Below are 18428 nucleotides of genomic sequence, written 5' to 3'. Positions count from 1 at the left end.
TCGCGCGGCGCGCAAGCCCAAAGCAAACGGTCAGATCCGCTCCGCCTGGGCCACGGCATCGCTGGCGCGCAGCGCGCTGACGATCCGGGTCAGGTGAGCGAGGTCGCTGACTTCCAGGTCCACTTCATAACCGCCGAACAACTCGTCGCGCTGGGTCATTTCCAGCGAGACAATGTTGGCGCGGTTGCCTGCGAAGATGCCGGTCGCCTCGGCCAGCGTGCCGGGGCGGTTGTAGAGCACCATCCGCAGCCGCCCCACCGCACCGGTGGTCCGCTCGCCCCACGAAAGGTCGAGCCAGTCGCTGTCCGTACCCGAGGCCAGTGTCATGCAGTCGATCGAGTGGACTTCCACACCCTTGTCGGGCTGGCGGATACCGACGATGCGGTCGCCCGGCACGGGGTGGCAGCATTCGGCCAGCTGCACGCCCACCCCCGGTGTCAGCCCCCGGATCGAGATTGCGCGTTCCTGTCCGGACCACTGCTCCGGTTCGGCCAGCCCGGCGGCGCTGCCGGGGATCAGGGCTTCCATCACCTGCCGGTCGTCCAGCTTCGCAGTGCCGATGGCGACCATCAGCTCCTCTTCGCTGGCCAGCCCCAGCCGCTTGATCGCATCGCGCACCGCCTTCTTGCCGATCTTCGACGGCAGGTGGCCGACGATCTGGTCGAACAGCTGACGCCCGATCGCGGCGATTTCCTGCCGTTCCTTGGCTCGCACCGCACGGCGGATCGCGGCGCGCGCCTTGCCGGTAACGACAAAGCCCAGCCACGACAGCTGCGGCGAAGCCTTGCGGCTCTTGATGATTTCGACGACGTCGCCGTTGGCCAGCGGCGTGCGCAGCGGCATGTGGCGTCCGTTGATCTTGGCGCCCACGGCAAAGTTGCCAAGGTCGGAGTGGACCGAATAGGCAAAGTCCACCGGGGTCGATCCCTTGGGCAGCTGGTGCAGCGCGCCCTTGGGCGTGAAGGCGAAGATCCGGTCCTGATAGATCGCCAGCTTGGTGTGTTCGAGCAGTTCCTCGGCATCGTGGCTGGCATCGACGATCTCGATCAAGTCGCGCAACCAGCCCACCTGCCCGTCCGGCGTGCCGCCCTGCTTGTAGGCCCAGTGCGCGGCCAGCCCGAATTCGTTGGTATTGTGCATTTCGTGCGTGCGCACCTGCACTTCCATCCGCATCGAGTTTTCGAAGATCAGCGAGGTATGGAGCGAACGATAGCCGTTCGATTTCGGCGTCGAGATGTAGTCCTTGAACCGCCCCGGAATCATCTGCCAGGTGGTGTGCAGCACCCCCAGCGCCTTGTAGCAATCGGCCACGCTGTCGGTCAGCACGCGGAAGGCCATGATGTCGGTGATCTGCTCGAACGTCACGTGGCGTTCGGCCATCTTCTTCCAGATCGAATAGGGGTGCTTCTCGCGGCCCGAAACCTCGACCCGCAGGCCCGCCTCGGCCAGTGCCTGCTTGATCGAGAGCGCAATCGCGTCAACCTGCCCGCCCTCGCTGCTGCGGATCTGGGCCAGCCGCCCGGTGATCGTGGCATAGGCTTCGGGCTCCAGCTGTTCGAAGGCCAGCAGCTGCATTTCGCGCATGTATTCGTACATGCCCACGCGCTCGGCCAGCGGGGCATAGATATCCATCGTTTCGCGGGCGATCCGGCGGCGCTTGTCCTCGCTCTTGATGTAATGGAGCGTGCGCATGTTGTGCAGCCGGTCGGCCAGCTTGACCAGCAGGACGCGCAAGTCCTCGCTCATCGCCAGCAGGAACTTGCGCAGGTTTTCCGCCGCGCGTTCCTTTTCGGTCATCGCCTCGATCTTGGACAGCTTGGTCACGCCGTCGACCAGCTTGGCGACGTCCGGGCCGAACAGGCGCTCGATCTCCTCGGTGGTGGCCAGCGTGTCCTCCACCGTATCGTGGAGCAACGCGGTGATGATCGTTTCCTGGTCGAGCTTCAGCTCGGTCATCAGGCCCGCCACCTCGACCGGGTGGCTGAAATAGGGATCGCCGCTGGCGCGCGTCTGGGTGCCGTGCTTCTGCACCGTGTAGACATAGGCACGGTTGAGCATCGCTTCGTCCGCATCGGGAGCGTAGCTCATGACCCGTTCGACAAGTTCGTACTGGCGCAGCATTATCGGCCTAGATGGGCGGACTTGGGGGGCAAGGGCAAGGCCCTTGCGGAATAAATCAGCGCCACACCGCTTCGGGCGGCAGGCTCATCAGGATCGCGTCGATGTTGCCGCCAGTCTTGAGGCCGAACAGCGTGCCCCGGTCGTAGACCAGGTTGAATTCGGCATAGCGGCCGCGCCATTCCAGCTGCTGCTGCTTTTCGGCCGGGGTGAAGGCCATGCCCATCCGGCGGCGCACCAGGCGCGGGAACACGTCCAGGAATGCCTCGCCCACGTCGCGGGTGAAGGCAAAATTCGCTTCCCATTGCGCATCGTCGGCGCATTCCAGGTGGTCATAGAAGATTCCGCCGACGCCGCGGTGGACGCCCCGGTGCGGGATATAGAAATAGTCGTCGGCCCAGGCCTTGAACCGCGGGTAGTAGTCCGCGTCGTGCGCATCGCAGGCAGCCTTGAACGCGGCGTGAAACTCGGCCGTGTCCTCGGCGTAGGGGATCGGCGGATTGAGATCGCCACCGCCGCCGAACCACGCCTTGCCGGTGGTCAGGAAGCGGGTGTTCATGTGCACGGCCGGCACGTGCGGGTTGGCCATGTGCGCGACCAGGCTGATGCCGGTGGCGGTAAAGCCGGGATTGTCGGCCCCTGCGCCGTGGATCGTCTTGGCGAATTCAGGCGCGAACGTGCCGTGGACGGTGGAGACGTTGACGCCCACCTTTTCGAATACCTTGCCCTTCATCACCCCGCGCACGCCGCCACCGGGGTTCGGATTGCCCGCTTCCTCGCGGCTCCACGGGGTATATTCGAACGTGGCATCGCTGCCCGCTTCGCGCTCGATCGCCTCGAACGCGGTGCAGATGCGGGTGCGCAGGGCTTCGAACCAGTCCTTGGCGCGGGCGGTATGGGTCGTCCATTCGGTCATGGACCGCCCTTGCCAAGCGAATCCGCTTCCGGCAAGGAAAAGCCATGGTTCCCTTTTCGTTCGCAGGGCAGGAATTGGCGCTGGTCGGCCAGCGCGCGCTGTACTGGCCGCGCGAGCGGGCGCTGCTGGTGGCGGACCTGCATCTCGAAAAGGCCAGCTTCTTTGCCCGCTTCGGCCAGATGCTGCCACCCTATGACAGCCGCGAAACGCTGGAACGGATCGCGCTGGCGGTGCGCGAAACCGGGGCGCGGCGCGTGCTGTGCCTGGGGGACAACTTTCATGACGAAGGCGGCGCGGCGCGGCTGGAACCGCATGCGGCAGGGATGCTGGCAGCATTGACCCGCGCGACCGACTGGGTCTGGATCACCGGCAACCATGATCGGGGCGAAGTGGGCGAAGGCACCGCGCTGCCCGAACTGGAACTGGCCGGGCTGGTCTTGCGCCACGAAGCGCTGGCGGGCGAGACCCGGCCCGAAATGTCCGGCCATTTCCACCCGAAGCTGCGGATCGCGGCGCGCGGACGGCACATCAGCCGGCCCTGTGCGGTGCGGTCGGAAACCCGGCTGATCCTGCCCGCGTTCGGCACGCTGACCGGCGGGCTGGACGCCGCCGATCCCGCGATCATCGCCGCGCTGCAACCCGCGCGCAGTGCCGATGCGCTGCTCAGCGCGAAGGGCAAATTGCTGCAATACCCGCTCTGGCGCGCGAAATAGGGGCTTTGCGCCGGAAATCGCACCTTTTCCCGGCGCGCGATTCGGACTAAGAGCGCGCGCACAAGAGTCTTGAGGAGTCCCGACTATAGCACCCCCACCCCGGCGCATGATGACGCCCCCCGTCAAGAGCGGGCCACGCTACAACAACATGATCACCTCGGACAAAGTCCGCGTCATCGACGAAAATGGTGAGAACATTGGCGTGATGTACACGCGCGAAGCCATTGAGCAGGCGGCAGAAGTCGGCCTTGATCTGGTGGAAGTGTCGCCCAACGCCGATCCGCCGGTGTGCAAGTTCCTCGACGTCGGCAAGTTCCGGTACGAGGCGCAGAAGAAGGCCAACCTGGCCCGCAAGACCCAGAAGACGCAGGAGATCAAGGAGATCAAGATGCGTCCGAACATTGACGATCACGACTATGACGTGAAGATGCGGGCGATGCACAAGTTCATCGGCGAGGGGGATAAGGTGAAGGTCACCCTGCGCTTTCGCGGCCGCGAATTGTCGCACCAGCAGCTGGGCATGAACCTGCTGCGCCGCGTGCAGGAAGACATCGCCGACGTAGCCAAGGTCGAAGCCTATCCGCGCATGGAAGGCCGCCAGATGCTGATGGTGGTGTCGCCAAAGTAAGACGAACGGGGTAGCGCCCGCCGCAGATGCGGGCGCCCCTGCTGGGGGAACGCCGGGATGACCGCACGCCGTATCGGCTTCTGGGTGGGCATCGCCGGCTTCCTCGCCACCCTGATCCTGCCTGCTCCCGGCGGAATGCCGGCTGCGGCCTGGCCCGCTGCCGGGCTGGTCTGGCTGATGGCGGCGTGGTGGATGACAGAGGCCTTGCCGCTGTCGGCCACCGCCATGCTGCCATTCCTGGTCCTGCCGCTGACCGGCGTGGCCGATGCCAACAAGACGGCGGCAGCCTATTACTCCCCGATCATGTTCCTGTTCGTCGGCGGCGCGTTTCTGGCGCTGGCGATCGAGCGGACCGGGCTGCACCGGCGCCTCGCGCTGTTCATCATGCGCCATGCCGGGTTGACGCCGGGGCGGTTGCTGCTGGCGGTGATGAGCGCGACCGCGATCCTCTCGATGATGATCTCGAACACCTCCACCGCGCTGATCATGATGCCGATGGCGCTCGCCATGCTGGCCGCTGGCGGCGTGCGCGAGGGGGAAACCGGCGGGATTGCCGGCGCCTTGCCGATGGGGATTGCCTTTGCCGCGTCGATCGGCGGGCTCGGCACGATGGTCGGCACCCCGACCAATGCCATCGCCGCGGGGCTGCTGGACAAGTCGCTGGGACTGAAGATCACGTTCCTGGAATGGAGCCTCTATGCCATGCCGGTCGTGCTGATCGGCGTGCCGCTGGCCGCGCTGATCATCGCGCGGGTGCAAAGGCTGGGTCAGGACCGGTTCGATCCGGCGGCCGCCCGCGCCGCGATCAGCCATACCGACGCCTGGTCCATCCCTGAACGGCGACTGCTGCCGGTGGTCGTGCTGGCGTTCCTCGCCTGGATCACCCAGCCCTGGCTGGAGGGGCTGTTTCCCAAGGGCGGGCTGACCGACGGAACCATTGCCGCGGCGGCTGGGCTGGTGCTGTTCATCCTGCCCGACGGCACGGGCCGCAAGATGCTGAACTGGCACGAAGCCAATCGCGCACCGTGGGACGTGGTGCTGATGTTCGGCGGCGGGCTGGCCATGGCAATGGGGATGACCGAATCCGGCCTGGCCGCGTGGCTGGGTCAGATGCTGCTGCCGCTGGCCAGTGTTCCGCTGCCGATCGTGGCGCTGGCGCTGGTTGCGTTCGTGATCGTGGTGACGGAATTTGCCAGCAACATCGCCACCGCCAGCGGCATCCTGCCGGTCGTCGCGGCGCTGGTTGTCGCCTTGGGCGCAGACCCGATCCTGCTGGCCCTGCCGGCTGCCATCGCGTCAACGTGGGGCTTCATGCTGCCCGCCGGGACCGGCCCCAATGCACTGGCCTGGTCCACCCGGCATATCGCCATGGGCAACATGATCCGCGCCGGCCTGATGCTGGATGTGGCCGGGGTATTCCTGATTGTCGGCGTCGTGTGGGGCGTCGCCCTGATCTAGCGGAGGAACCAATTCCCCCGGACCGGCGCATTCTGTCCGGACCCGGAGGAATGGCTAATCGGCGATTGCGCCGTTTTGCTTCCTTCGATGCGACCCGAAGGAGCCACGCAGCTTTTGCTTTATGACTTGGTCCTTATATAAGAATCATCCGATTCTGCAAGTTTGGAGCAGCCCTTTCCCACAAATTGTTTGCATCACTTACCAGCATCGACCAGCGCCTGAACCTGCTTGTAGAATGCTTCGCGCGCATCGGGTTCCGGCCCCTTGGTGGCACGGGTCCAGTTGGCATTCGATGCGATCACCAGCTTGCGCTTGGGGTCGATGAAGATGCCCTGCCCGAAGATGCCCTGCGCGGCGACCGAGCCGTCGTCATAAGTCCACCACTGATAGCCATAGCCGCGCCCCGGCTCGCCGATGTCCTTCTGCTTGACGGTCGCAGCTGCGAACCAGTCGGCGGGGACGATCTGCTGGCCTTGCGCGGTCTTGCCGCCCGCCAGCACGAACAACCCGAACCGCGCAAAGTCGCGCGTGGCGGCCTGCAGGCAGCACCCGGCGATTTCGTGCCCAGTCTTACCTTTCAGCCAGGTCGCGGGGGCCTCCATGCCGGCCGGTTGCCAGATCTTTTCCTGCAGATACTGCGCCAGCGGCTTTTTCACGGCCGATGATACCAGCACCCCGATCAGGTTGGTTTCGCCGGTGTTGTAGTGCCACACTTCGCCCGGCGGATGGGCGCGCGGCAGCTTGCGCAGATAGCTGACCGTCGCATCGACGCCCGGATCGGGCGTGACAGCGTTGAACTGGGCGACATCGGCCTTCGGGTCTTCGTAATCCTCGTTCCAGCGCACCCCCGAACTCATCGTCAGCAATTGCCGCACGGTCACGTCGTCATAGGCAGAACCGCGCAAATCCGGGATGTACTGGCTGACCTTGTCGTCCAGGCTCTTGATCGCCCCGTCCTGCACCGCCGCGCCGACCAGCGTGGAGGTAAACGACTTTGCCACCGAGAAGCTGGTCCAGCGCCCCTTGGCGTCGAAATCGAGGCCATAGCGCTCCAACCGGATCTTGCCGTCCTGCACGATCACGATCCCCGCCGCGCGCTGCTGCGCCAGGTATTGGTCAATCCCCGGCACCTCCAGCGGCTTGCCCACGGGCAGCGGCAGGGGGCTGGCCGAAGGCGCGACGTCGGCCGCTTCGGCCAGCACGGGCAGGCGGTCCATCCCCCGGAACGCGGCGTCGCGCTGATCCTGCGACCACATCAGCACATCGGCATTGGTCGGCAGCGCCGCGAGGATGCCGCGGGTTTCCTTGTCGAGGCTGCCATACCATGCCCCGCCCGCCAGCAGGGCCGCAGCCAGAGCGCCCAGCGCGATCGTCCGTTTCCGCATATTCCCTCTCCCGCGTTGTGTTGTGGCGGGCAGCATAGCCGGTGCGCCGCCAAGCGAAAGGGGGCGAAAGACCTACCAGCCCCGTTCGGCTAAACCGATGAATTGGTTTGCAGGCCGCCCGCGCCCCTTGCTTCGCAAGTGCAACATGGCCTAACCCTATACCCGGAGGCGTGGCGGGAGGAACGGTTGCCCGGCGGCGCGACAGCGCCCAGCCGTCGGCCGAGTGTTCTATCAGGGGAGTCCACTGTCCGTGCCATCCACCCGCAGCGCCGAATTCACCCAGATCAGCGACCGCATCGTCGAAGTGCTGCGCCGCCGCGTCGGCAAGGACGAGCGCGCCGCCAAGCCGCACGACTGGTACACCGCCGCCGTCTATACCCTGCGCGATGCGGTGATCGACCGCTGGATGGATTCCACCCGCCGCACGTATGAAACCAAGGGCAAGCGGGTCTATTACCTCAGCCTGGAATTCCTGATCGGGCGGCTGCTGCGCGATGCGCTGTCGAACATGGGGATGACCCGCGCGATGGAACAGGCGCTGGCCGACCATGGCTTCGACCTGGCCACGCTGGAGGAGCTGGAGCCCGATGCCGCACTGGGCAACGGCGGGCTGGGGCGGCTCGCGGCGTGCTTCATGGAAAGCCTCGCCAGCCTGGACATCCCGGCCTACGGCTATGGCATCCGTTACGTGAACGGGATGTTCCGCCAGCGGATCGACGATGGCTGGCAGGTCGAATTGCCCGAAACCTGGCTGGCGCACGGCAATCCCTGGGAATTCGAGCGCCGCGAAAGCGCCTATCGCATCGGCTTTGGCGGCGACATCGTGATGCAGGGCGACCGCGCGCAGTGGAACCCCGGTGAACAGGTCGAAGCCGTGGCCGTCGACACGCCGGTGGTCGGCTGGCGCGGCAAACGGGTCAACACGCTGCGGCTGTGGACCGCCAATGCCATCGACCCGATCAAGCTGGACGCGTTCAACGCGGGCGATCACTTTGCGGCGCTGGAGGACGACTTGCGCGCCAGCAGCCTGGTGCGGGTGCTCTATCCGGCGGATTCCAGCCCGGCCGGGCAGGAACTGCGCCTGCGGCAGGAGTACTTCTTCACCTCCGCATCCATCCAGGACATCTTGCGCCGCCACGTGCAATTCCACGACGATGTCCGCACCCTGCCCGATCAGGCCGCGATCCAGCTGAACGACACCCACCCGGCAGTGGCCGTGGCCGAACTGATGCGGCTGCTGACCGACGTGCACGGGCTGGACTTCGACGAGGCGTGGGACGTCACCCGCCGGACCATTGCCTATACCAATCACACCCTGCTGCCCGAAGCGCTGGAATCCTGGCCGCTGCCGCTGTTCGAACGACTGCTGCCGCGCCACATGCAGATCATCTATGCGATCAACAGCCGCGTGCTGCGCGAGGCGGGCAAGGCCGGGATGGACGGCGCGGCCATCGCCGCGATCTCGCTGATCGACGAGGGCGGCGAACGCCGCGTGCGGATGGCCAACCTGGCCTTTGCAGGCGCGCACAGCGTCAACGGGGTGGCAGCACTGCACACCGACCTGATGAAAAGCACGGTCTTTGCCGACCTGCACAAGCTCTACCCCACCCGGATCAACAACAAGACCAACGGCGTCACTCCGCGCCGGTGGTTGCAGCAGTGCAATCCGGGGCTGACCGCCATCCTGAAAGACGCGATCGGCGACACGTTCCTGGGCGACGCGGCAGAGCTGTCCGCGCTCAATGCGCTGGCCGGCGATGCCGCACTGGGTGAGCGCGTGGCCGAAGTGAAGCGCGCCAACAAGGTTGCGCTGGCCGCACATCTGAAAGACCTGACCGGAATCCGGCTGGACCCCGATGCGCTGTTCGACGTGCAGGTGAAACGCATCCACGAATACAAGCGCCAGCTGCTCAACCTGATCGAGACGGTCGCGCTGTATGACCAGATCCGCAGTCACCCGGAACGCAACTGGGTGCCGCGCGTCAAGATCTTCGGCGGCAAGGCGGCGTCGAGCTATCACAACGCCAAACTGATCATCAAGCTGGCGGGCGACATCGCGCGGCGGATCAATTCCGATCCCAGCGTCGGCGGGCTGCTGAAAGTGGTGTTCGTGCCGAACTACAACGTCAGCCTGGCCGAACGGATCATTCCGGCGGCGGACCTGTCGGAACAGATTTCGACCGCTGGGATGGAAGCATCGGGCACCGGCAACATGAAGTTCGCGCTGAACGGCGCGCTGACCATTGGCACGCTGGACGGCGCGAATATCGAGATCAAGGACCGCGTCGGCGATGACAACATCGTGATCTTCGGGCTGACGGCAGAGGAGGTGGCTGAGCAGCGCGCGAACGGATACAATCCGCGCGCCGTGATCGAGGGAAGCCGCGAATTGCAGCAGGCGGTCTCCGCGATTGCCTCGGGCGTGTTCTCGCCCGACGATCCGCACCGCTATGCAGGCCTGATGGGCGGACTGTATGACCACGACTGGTTCATGGTCGCCGCCGATTTCGACAGCTACCACGCCGCCCAGCGCGAGGTGGACCGGCGCTGGCAGGACCAGCCCGGCTGGCGCACCAGCGCAATCCGCAACATCGCCAATGTCGGGTGGTTCTCATCCGATCGCACGATTGGCGAATACGCGCGCGAAATCTGGGGCGTGCTGAAGTAATGGCGCCTTGCCATACCGCCGATGAAAACGAATGCGCGGGCGGCGGCGCGCATACGATTTCCCTGTATCTTCCGGGGGCCAAGCAGGGCTAGGTAATGTTACCCGATCTGATCCGGGCTGTGACAGGGGGAATGCTTGAAGCCGCCAGGTGCCGCTATTTCCGCTCTGCTCGAAGGCCGCCATGCCGATCCCTTTTCCTTGCTGGGGCCGCACGAAGGCCCGGCCGGAACTTTTGCCCGCGCGGTCCTGCCTGGTGCGGAAACGGTCGAAGTCTTCAGCCTGAAAGGGGCGAAGCTGGGCAAGCTGGAACAGGTCGATCCGCGCGGACTGTTCGAAGGGAAGCTGCGCGGCAAGCCCAAGCCGGTGCAGTATCGCTGCAGCGCGAATGGCCACGAATGGTGGGTGACCGATCCCTACAGCTTTGGCCCGGTGCTGGGGCCGATGGACGATTTCCTGATCGCGGAAGGCACCCATTTCCGCCTGTTCGACAAGCTGGGCGCGCATCGTATCGAACACCAGGGGGTGCAGGGCGTGCATTTCGCCGTCTGGGCCCCCAACGCCAGCCTGGTGCGGCTGGTCGGCGATTTCAACGATTGGGACCCGGCCCGTCACCCGATGCGCCGCCGCGCCGACATCGGGGTGTGGGAAATCTTCATTCCCGACATTGGCCTGGGCCGCGCCTACAAGTTCCACATCACCGGCCCTGACGGCACCGTGCTGCCGCTGAAAGCCGATCCCTATGCCTTCGCCGCCGAACTGCGCCCCAGCACCGCATCGCTGACCGCCCAGCCCGGCAAGGGCGAATGGGGCGACAGCGCGCACCGCGATTACTGGGCGAAGGCCGATCCCCGGCGTGAGCCGATGGCCATTTATGAAGTGCACCCCGGATCGTGGCAGCGCGACGAGACCGGCTGGTTCCTGAGCTGGGACGAACTGGCGGAGCGGCTGATCCCCTATGTCACCGACATGGGCTTCACCCACATCGAATTCCTGCCGGTGGCCGAACACCCCTATGACCCCAGCTGGGGTTACCAGACCACCGGGCTTTACGCCCCATCGGCCCGGTTCGGCGATGCCGCGGGGTTCGCCCGCTTCGTCGATGGCGCGCACCGCGCGGGTGTGTCGGTGCTGGTGGATTGGGTGCCGGCGCACTTCCCGACCGATGCGCATGGCCTCGCCCATTTCGATGGCACCGCGCTTTACGAGCACGAAGACCCGCGGCTGGGTTTCCACCCGGACTGGAACACCGCGATCTACAACTTCGGGCGCCGCGAGGTGGCCGCGTTCCTGATCAACAACGCGCTGTTCTGGGCCGAGAAATACCACATCGACGGACTGCGCGTCGATGCCGTCGCCTCGATGCTCTACCGCGATTACAGCCGCAAGGCCGGGGAATGGATCCCCAATGCCGAAGGCGGGCGCGAGAACTGGGAAGCGGTGGAATTCCTCCGCGCCATGAACCGCGCGCTCTATGGCACCCACGCCGGGGTTATCACCATCGCCGAGGAAAGCACCGCCTGGCCGGGCGTCACTCTGCCCGCGTTCGACGATGGGCCGCGTTCCAACCTGGGCTTCGGGTTCAAGTGGAACATGGGTTTCATGCACGACACGCTGCAATACATGGCCCGCGATCCGATCCACCGCCGTCACCATCATGACGAGATCACGTTCGGCCTGATGTATGCCTTCAGCGAAAACTTCGTGCTGCCGCTGAGCCATGACGAAGTGGTCCACGGCAAGGGATCGCTGCTGAACAAGATGAGCGGCGACGAATGGCAGAAATTCGCCACCTTGCGCGCCTATTACGGCCTGATGTGGGGCTATCCCGGCAAGAAGCTGCTGTTCATGGGGCAGGAATTCGCGCAGCTGCGCGAATGGAGCGAGGCGCGCGCGCTGGACTGGGAACTGTGCGATGCCGCGCCCCACGCCGGGGTGCAGGCGCTCGTGCGCGATCTCAACCGGATCTACACCGGCAAGGCGGCGCTGCACGCGCGCGATTGCGAAGCCGAAGGGTTCGAATGGCTGGTGGCCGACGATGCCCAGGCCTCGGTCTTTGCCTGGCTGCGCAAGGCACCGGGCGCGCCACCGATCGCGGTGGTGAGCAATTTCACCCCGCAGGTCCACGACTCCTACCGCCTGCCGCTGCCGCATGACGGCGTCTGGCGCGAAGTGCTCAATTCCGATGCCGCGATCTATGGCGGAAGCGGGCAGGGCAACATGGGCATCGTGACCGCCCGCGCTGGCGCGGCGCAGGTGGTGCTGCCGCCGCTGGCAACGGTGATGTTCGAATTCGAAGGGTGATCCGGGACGCAGGCATCTGGGGCACCGCAATTGGGGCAGGAGACGACGACGATGATGGCAAAACGGCAGGCATCCCCGGCACGGCCGCTGGCGCGCGATGCGATGGCCTATGTCCTAGCCGGCGGGCGCGGCAGCCGGTTGATGGAACTGACCGACCGGCGCGCGAAGCCGGCGGTCTATTTCGGCGGCAAGACCCGGATCATCGACTTCGCGCTGTCCAACGCGCTCAATTCCGGCATCCGCCGCATCGGCGTGGCGACACAGTACAAGGCGCACTCGCTGATCCGGCACTTGCAGATCGGGTGGAACTTCTTCCGCCCTGAACGTAACGAGAGCTTTGACATCCTGCCCGCCTCGCAGCGCGTTTCGGAAACGCAGTGGTACGAAGGCACGGCCGATGCGGTGTATCAGAACATCGACATCATCGAAGGGCACGGGCCGGAATACATCGTCATTCTGGCGGGCGATCACATCTACAAGATGGATTACGAATTGATGCTGCAACAGCACGTCAACCAGGGCGCGGACGTAACCGTGGGTTGCATGGAAGTTCCCCGCGCCGAGGCCAAGGGCTTTGGCATCATGGCGGTCGATGCGGACGACCGGATCACGCAATTCGTCGAAAAGCCCGAAGATCCACCCGCGATGCCGGGCAAGCCGGACGTCTCGCTCGCGTCGATGGGGATTTACGTGTTCACCACGAGATTCCTGTTCGAGCAACTGGAACGCGATGCCGCCGATCCGGAATCGACCCGCGATTTCGGCAAGGACATCATCCCCTACCTGGTGAAACACGGCAAGGCGGTGGCGCACCGCTTTGCCGACAGCTGCGTGCGCGGCAAGGATGAAACCGGGGTCTATTGGCGCGATGTCGGCACGGTCGATGCCTATTGGGAGGCCAACATCGACCTGACGCAGGTCATCCCGCAGCTCGACATGTATGATCGCGACTGGCCGATCTGGTCGCACGCCGAAATGGTCCCGCCCGCCAAGTTCGTCCACGACGAGGACGGCCGCCGGGGCGAGGCGGTGTCATCGCTGGTATCGGGCAACTGCATCATTTCCGGCGCGCACGTGAACCGCAGCCTGCTGTTCACCAGCGTGCTGGCCCGCAGCTGGAGCCGGGTGGAGGAATCCGTGATCCTCCCCTGGTGCGACATTGGCCGCGGCGCGCGGCTGAAGAAAGTGGTGCTGGACCGGGGCGTGAAGATTCCGCCGGGACTGGTCGTGGGCGAGGATCCGGTGCTGGACGCGCAGCGGTTCCGCCGCACCGACAAGGGCATCTGCCTGATCACCCAGCCGATGATCGACAAGCTGGACCTGTAATGCCGTTATCTGTCCTCTCCGTCGCTTCCGAAGCCGTCCCGCTGGTCAAGACCGGCGGGCTGGCTGACGTCGCGGGCGCCCTGCCCGGCGCGCTGGCGCCGCATGACGTGGCCATGACGACGTTGCTGCCGGGATTCCCCTCGGTCATGGCGGCGGTGAAGCGCGGCAAGGTGCTGCACAGCTATGACAGCCTGCTGGGCGAACCCGCGCGGCTGATCGCGGGGCAGTTGGGCGCGGCCCCGCTGATCGTGCTCGACGCGCCGGGGTTCTTCGCGCGCGGGGGCAGCCCCTATGCCGATGCGGGCGGCCAGGACTGGGCCGACAACTGGCGCCGCTTCGCCGCGTTCGGGCGCGCCGCGGCCGATCTGGCCGGCGGGCTGGTCAAGGGGCGCAGCTTCGATCTGGTCCACGCGCATGACTGGCAGGCGGCGATGGCGCTGGCCTATCTGCGTTTCGCCCCGCTGGCGGGCAGCGCGGCCGTGCCGTCGGTCATGACGATCCACAACATGGCGTTCCAGGGCTATTTCGGCGCGGACATCTTCGGCAGCCTCGGCCTGCCGCGCGCCGCGTGGAGCATCGACGGCGTCGAAAGCTATGGCGGCGTCGGCTTCCTCAAGGCGGGGATGGAAGCTGCCAGCGTCATCACCACCGTCAGCCCCACTTATGCCCGCGAAATTCGCGAGGCGGAGTTCGGGATGGGGCTGGAAGGCCTGATCCAGAGCCGGGGCGAACGGGTGCGCGGGATCGTCAACGGGATCGACACCGGCGAATGGAACCCGGCGACCGACCCCCACATCGCCCAGACTTTTACCGCACGGACGCTGGCAAAAAAGGCCGCGAACAAGCGCGCGCTGGAGGCGGAGTTCACCCTTGAACCCGGCGACGGCCCACTGTTCGTCGTGGTCAGCCGGCTGACCTGGCAAAAGGGTATCGACGTGCTGCTGGAAGTGCTGGACCACCTCGCCGGAAGCGGCGGGCGGCTGGCGCTGCTGGGCAGCGGGGACCAGTCGATCGTCGATGGCCTCCACGCCGCCGCCGCGCGCCATCCGGGGCGGATCGCGGTGCGGATCGGCTATGACGAGGCGCTGTCGCACCGGATGCAGGCGGGCGGGGACGCGATTCTGGTCCCCAGCCGGTTCGAACCCTGCGGCCTGACCCAGCTTTACGGCCTCGCCTATGCCTGCGTGCCGGTGGTGGCGCGCACGGGCGGGCTGGCCGATACCGTGATCGACGCGAACCTTGCCGCGCTGAACGCGGGGGTGGCGACCGGCGTGCAATTCACCGGCGTTCATTATGGGGCGCTGACTGGCGCGATTGACCGCGCAATGCGGCTTTATCACACGCCGGGGGCGTGGCAGATGCTGCAGAGAAACGGCATGAAAGCCGATTTCAGCTGGACCAACAGCGGGGCTGCCTATGCCACGCTCTATCGGGAACTGACAGGCACGCAATGACGGCAATCACGCACGCAACCACGCCTTATGACGGGCAAAAGCCGGGCACATCGGGCCTGCGCAAGAAAGTGCGGGTGTTCGCCCAGCAGGGCTATGCCGAAAACTTCGTGCAGGCGGTGTTCGACGTGGTGGAGCGCGCGCCCGGATCGACTCTCGTGGTCGGCGGTGACGGGCGCTATTACAACCGCACCGTGATCCAGCAGGTGATCCGCATGGCCGCCGCCAACGGCTATGGCCGGGTGCTGGTGGGGCAGGGCGGCATCCTGTCTACCCCGGCGGCGAGCCACGTGATCCGCAAGTACGGGGCGAGCGGCGGGCTTATCCTGTCGGCCAGCCACAACCCCGGCGGGCCGGATGAGGACTTCGGCATCAAGTACAACATCGCCAACGGCGGCCCCGCGCCGGAAGCCGTGACCGAGGCGATCTATGCCCGCACGCAAACCATTGACCGCTGGGTGGCCGAAGACACGCCGGACATCGACCTCGATTCCATCGGCACCGCAAAGGTCGGCGGGCTGACAGTCGAAGTGATCGATTCCGTCGCGGACTATGCCGCACTGATGGAAACCCTGTTCGATTTCCCCGCGATCCGCGCGGCGGTAGCGGGCGGGCTGACGATGGCGTTCGACGCGATGAGCGCGGTGACCGGGCCTTACGCGACCGAAATCCTGGAACGACGGCTGGGCTTCCCCGCCGGGACGGTCCGCAACGGCGTGCCGCTGGAGGATTTCGGCGGGCATCACCCCGATCCCAACCTGGTCCACGCGAAGGACCTCTACAATCTGATGATGAGCCCCGCCGCCCCCGATTTCGGGGCGGCATCGGACGGCGACGGCGACCGCAACCTGATCATCGGGCGCGGCCGGTTCATCACCCCGTCGGATTCGCTGGCGATGCTGGCGGCCAACGCGCACCTTGCCCCCGGTTACGCGGGCGGGCTCAAAGGCATTGCCCGCTCCATGCCGACCAGCGCGGCGGCAGACCGGGTGGCGGCAGCGCTGGGCATCCCGGCGTTTGAAACACCCACCGGCTGGAAATTCTTCGGCAACCTGCTCGACGCCGGCATGGCCACCATCTGCGGCGAGGAAAGCGCCGGGACCGGATCGGACCATGTCCGCGAGAAGGACGGGCTGTGGGCGGTGCTGCTGTGGCTGAACATTCTGGCCGTGCGCGGCGTCTCGGTCGATGCGCTGGCGCGCGAGCATTGGGCGAAGTTCGGGCGCAACTACTACGCCCGCCACGATTACGAGGCGCTGCCGACCGAGGCCGCCAATGCGCTGATCGCGGACCTGACCGCTGCGCTGCCGACGCTGCCGGGGCAGGCGTTCGGCCCGCTGACCGTGGCGGCGGCCGACAGCTTTGCCTACCTCGACCCGGTCGATGGCTCGACCAGCGCCAACCAGGGGCTGCGCGTGCTGTTCGAGGGCGGATCGCGGATCGTCTTCCGCCTGTCCGGCACCGGCACCGAAGGGGCGACGCTGCGGGTCTATCTGGAACGGTATGAACCGGCGGACGGCAATCTCGACGCCGACGTCGGCGTGATGCTGGCCGATCTGATCGCGGCGGCGGAAGCGATTGCCGGGATCACCCGCCACACGGCCCGCACCGCACCCGACGTCATCACATGAGCCTTGGCGCGAAGGTCGCAGCGGGCGAAACCCGCTTCACCGTCCGCTCCCCCCACGCCGCCGCCGTCGATGTGTGCCTGTTCGATGGCACCGCCGAGACCCGCCTGCCGATGACGCGCGACGGCAATGACTGGACACTCGCCGTGCCCGGCGATCTGTCCGGCACGCACTATGGCTACCGCGCATCGGGCGATTGGGCACCGGAACGCGGGCGCTGGTTCGATCCCGCGAAGCTGCTGGTCGATCCCTATGCCATCGAACTCGATCGCCGCTTCGCCTATGATCCGCGCCTGTCTGAATACGGCGCGGATACGGCCGATCTCGTCCCGCGCGCAGTCGTTCAGGGCGCGTTGCCAGTGGTGCCGCCCGCCCCGCCCCGGTTCGCGCGCGGCGGGCTGATCTATGAACTCAACGTGCGCGCCTTCACCATGCTGCACCCGGATATCCCGGCGGCGCAGCGCGGAACGGTGGCGGCGCTGGCGCATCCGTCGGTGATCGCGCACCTGCAAAAACTGCACGTCAGCGCGGTGGAGCTGATGCCGATCACCGCGTGGATCGATGAGCGGCACCTGCCGCCGCTGGGGCTGACCAACGCCTGGGGCTATAACCCGGTCGCGCCGATGGCGCTCGATCCCCGGCTTTGCCCCGGCGGCGTGGCGGAACTGCGCGAGACGGTGGCGGCGCTCCACGCGGCGGGGATCGGCGTGTTGCTCGATCTGGTGCTGAACCATACCGGCGAGAGCGACGTCCACGGCCCGGTGCTGTCGCTGCGCGGCCTGGACAATGCCGCCTATGCGCATGAACCGAATGGCGCGCTGATCAACGATACCGGCTGCGGCAACACGCTGAACTTCGGCCATCCAGCCGTGCGCGCACTGGCGCTGGAGACGCTGCGGCATTTTGTGCGCCACTGCGGGGTGGACGGGTTCCGGTTCGATCTGGCCCCGGTTCTGGCGCGCGGCCCCGGCTTTGATCCAGCCGCGCCGTTCTTTGCGGAGCTTGCCGCCGATCCCCGGCTGGCCGACCGGGTGCTGATTGCCGAACCGTGGGACATCGGCCCCGGCGGCTATCAGCTGGGCCAGTTCCCGGCGAACTGGCTGGAATGGAACGACCGCTTCCGCGATGACGTCCGCCGGTTCTGGCGCGGCGATGTGGGGGTAGGGCTGCTGGCGACGCGGCTGGCAGGATCGGCGGACCTGTTCGGGCCGGACTGCCGCAGCGTGAACTTTCTGGCCGCGCACGATGGCTTCACGCTGGCGGACTGCGTAGCCTACGAGCACCGCCACAACCACGCCAATGGCGAGGACAACCGCGACGGACACGGCGAGAACTTCAGCTGGAACCACGGCTGCGAGGGACCGAGCCATGACCCCCGCGTCAACGCCGCCCGCGCGGAGGACTTGCGCGCCATGCTCGGCACGCTGTTCGCTTCAACCGGCACGGTGATGCTGACGGCGGGGGATGAGTTCGGCCGCACCCAGCACGGCAACAACAACGCCTATTGCCAGGACAACGCCGCGTTCTGGCTGGACTGGGCGGGCCGCGACACCGCGCTGGAAGACCACGTGGCCGCGCTGTCCGCCGCGCGCGCCGCCCGGCGGGCGGAATTTGCGCAGTTCCCGCAAGGGGGCGAATGGCTGGCCCCGTCCGGCGCGGCGATGACCGTGGCCGATTGGGAAGACCCGGCCAGCGACGGGTTCGATTACCACGTCGGCGGCGCGCGGCATTTCCGCATTCGCCGCGCGGAACGCAGCGCCGCGATCTGACCGGAAACGAGAGCGGGCCTCCCTCCGCACTGGAGGAAGGCCCGCCCCGGTTTCAGCGTGTGCGCGC

General features: G+C 66.4%; 12 protein-coding genes. 9 read left to right on the top strand and 3 right to left on the bottom strand.

Features of this window, described 5'->3' with window-relative positions; genetic code table 11:
• Positions 1-30: 30 nt before the first annotated feature.
• Positions 31-2121 (bottom strand): RelA/SpoT family protein, encoded by a 2091-nt coding sequence (locus IE113_RS01505; RefSeq protein WP_189538655.1) that lies wholly within the window; start codon positions 2119-2121, stop codon positions 31-33.
• Between the two features lie 55 nt (positions 2122-2176).
• Positions 2177-3034, bottom strand: coding sequence for an oxygen-dependent coproporphyrinogen oxidase (gene hemF, locus IE113_RS01500; protein WP_189538654.1), 858 nt, complete (start codon positions 3032-3034; stop codon positions 2177-2179).
• 44 nt (positions 3035-3078) lie between these two features.
• Here hemF and pdeM point away from each other — a divergent pair, with 44 nt between their 5' ends.
• The 3 genes from pdeM (at position 3079) to IE113_RS01485 (ending at position 5833) form a co-directional block, all read left to right on the top strand.
• Positions 3079-3747 (top strand): ligase-associated DNA damage response endonuclease PdeM, encoded by a 669-nt coding sequence (gene pdeM, locus IE113_RS01495; protein WP_189538653.1) that lies wholly within the window; start codon positions 3079-3081, stop codon positions 3745-3747.
• A gap of 106 nt (positions 3748-3853) precedes the next feature.
• Positions 3854-4375, top strand: a complete 522-nt coding sequence (gene infC / locus IE113_RS01490) for a translation initiation factor IF-3 (RefSeq protein ID WP_189538652.1) — start codon at positions 3854-3856, stop codon at positions 4373-4375.
• 57 nt (positions 4376-4432) lie between these two features.
• Positions 4433-5833 carry an SLC13 family permease gene (locus IE113_RS01485; RefSeq protein ID WP_189538651.1) on the top strand — a complete coding sequence of 467 codons (1401 nt, stop codon included), beginning with the start codon at positions 4433-4435 and terminating at the stop codon, positions 5831-5833.
• A gap of 194 nt (positions 5834-6027) precedes the next feature.
• On the opposite strand, the gene IE113_RS01480 is transcribed toward IE113_RS01485, so the two are convergent.
• Positions 6028-7218: a serine hydrolase domain-containing protein gene (locus tag IE113_RS01480; RefSeq protein WP_189538650.1), complete on the bottom strand. Its 1191-nt coding sequence runs from the start codon at positions 7216-7218 to the stop codon at positions 6028-6030.
• A gap of 250 nt (positions 7219-7468) precedes the next feature.
• Between IE113_RS01480 and IE113_RS01475 the strand changes: the two genes are divergently transcribed.
• The 6 genes from IE113_RS01475 to glgX all read left to right on the top strand — a co-directional run bounded on the left by IE113_RS01475 (position 7469) and on the right by glgX (position 18361).
• Positions 7469-9886, top strand: coding sequence for a glycogen/starch/alpha-glucan phosphorylase (locus IE113_RS01475; protein WP_189538649.1), 2418 nt, complete (start codon positions 7469-7471; stop codon positions 9884-9886).
• A gap of 135 nt (positions 9887-10021) precedes the next feature.
• Positions 10022-12187: a 1,4-alpha-glucan branching protein GlgB gene (glgB, locus tag IE113_RS01470; RefSeq protein ID WP_189538648.1), complete on the top strand. Its 2166-nt coding sequence runs from the start codon at positions 10022-10024 to the stop codon at positions 12185-12187.
• Between the two features lie 54 nt (positions 12188-12241).
• Positions 12242-13513, top strand: coding sequence for a glucose-1-phosphate adenylyltransferase (gene glgC, locus IE113_RS01465; RefSeq protein WP_189538647.1), 1272 nt, complete (start codon positions 12242-12244; stop codon positions 13511-13513).
• Positions 13513-14967: a glycogen synthase GlgA gene (gene glgA / locus IE113_RS01460; RefSeq protein WP_189538646.1), complete on the top strand. Its 1455-nt coding sequence runs from the start codon at positions 13513-13515 to the stop codon at positions 14965-14967. The genes glgC and glgA overlap by 1 nt, the downstream gene beginning before the upstream one ends.
• Positions 14964-16595, top strand: a complete 1632-nt coding sequence (locus IE113_RS01455; RefSeq protein WP_189538645.1) for an alpha-D-glucose phosphate-specific phosphoglucomutase — start codon at positions 14964-14966, stop codon at positions 16593-16595. Before glgA ends, IE113_RS01455 begins: the two co-directional genes overlap by 4 nt.
• Entirely contained in the window at positions 16592-18361 is a 1770-nt protein-coding gene (gene glgX / locus IE113_RS01450) for a glycogen debranching protein GlgX (protein ID WP_189538644.1), read from the top strand. Before IE113_RS01455 ends, glgX begins: the two co-directional genes overlap by 4 nt.
• Positions 18362-18428 lie beyond the last annotated feature (67 nt).

Origin of the sequence: Novosphingobium arvoryzae, assembly GCF_014652615.1 — a bacterium.
Taxonomy (GTDB): Bacteria; Pseudomonadota; Alphaproteobacteria; order Sphingomonadales; family Sphingomonadaceae; genus Novosphingobium; species Novosphingobium arvoryzae.
The sequence above is the reverse complement of the archived record's forward strand: the minus strand, read 5'-3'. Positions and strand labels throughout refer to the sequence as shown.

Coding starts and splice junctions, on each gene's coding strand:
- infC (WP_189538652.1), top strand. CDS start 3,854: ATGATGACGCCCCCCGTCAAGAGCGGGCCACGCTACAACAACATGATC.
- IE113_RS01485 (WP_189538651.1), top strand. CDS start 4,433: ATGACCGCACGCCGTATCGGCTTCTGGGTGGGCATCGCCGGCTTCCTC.
- IE113_RS01455 (WP_189538645.1), top strand. CDS start 14,964: ATGACGGCAATCACGCACGCAACCACGCCTTATGACGGGCAAAAGCCG.
- glgX (WP_189538644.1), top strand. CDS start 16,592: ATGAGCCTTGGCGCGAAGGTCGCAGCGGGCGAAACCCGCTTCACCGTC.
- pdeM (WP_189538653.1), top strand. CDS start 3,079: ATGGTTCCCTTTTCGTTCGCAGGGCAGGAATTGGCGCTGGTCGGCCAG.
- hemF (WP_189538654.1), bottom strand. CDS start 3,034: ATGACCGAATGGACGACCCATACCGCCCGCGCCAAGGACTGGTTCGAA.
- glgA (WP_189538646.1), top strand. CDS start 13,513: ATGCCGTTATCTGTCCTCTCCGTCGCTTCCGAAGCCGTCCCGCTGGTC.
- IE113_RS01505 (WP_189538655.1), bottom strand. CDS start 2,121: ATGCTGCGCCAGTACGAACTTGTCGAACGGGTCATGAGCTACGCTCCC.
- glgC (WP_189538647.1), top strand. CDS start 12,242: ATGGCAAAACGGCAGGCATCCCCGGCACGGCCGCTGGCGCGCGATGCG.
- IE113_RS01480 (WP_189538650.1), bottom strand. CDS start 7,218: ATGCGGAAACGGACGATCGCGCTGGGCGCTCTGGCTGCGGCCCTGCTG.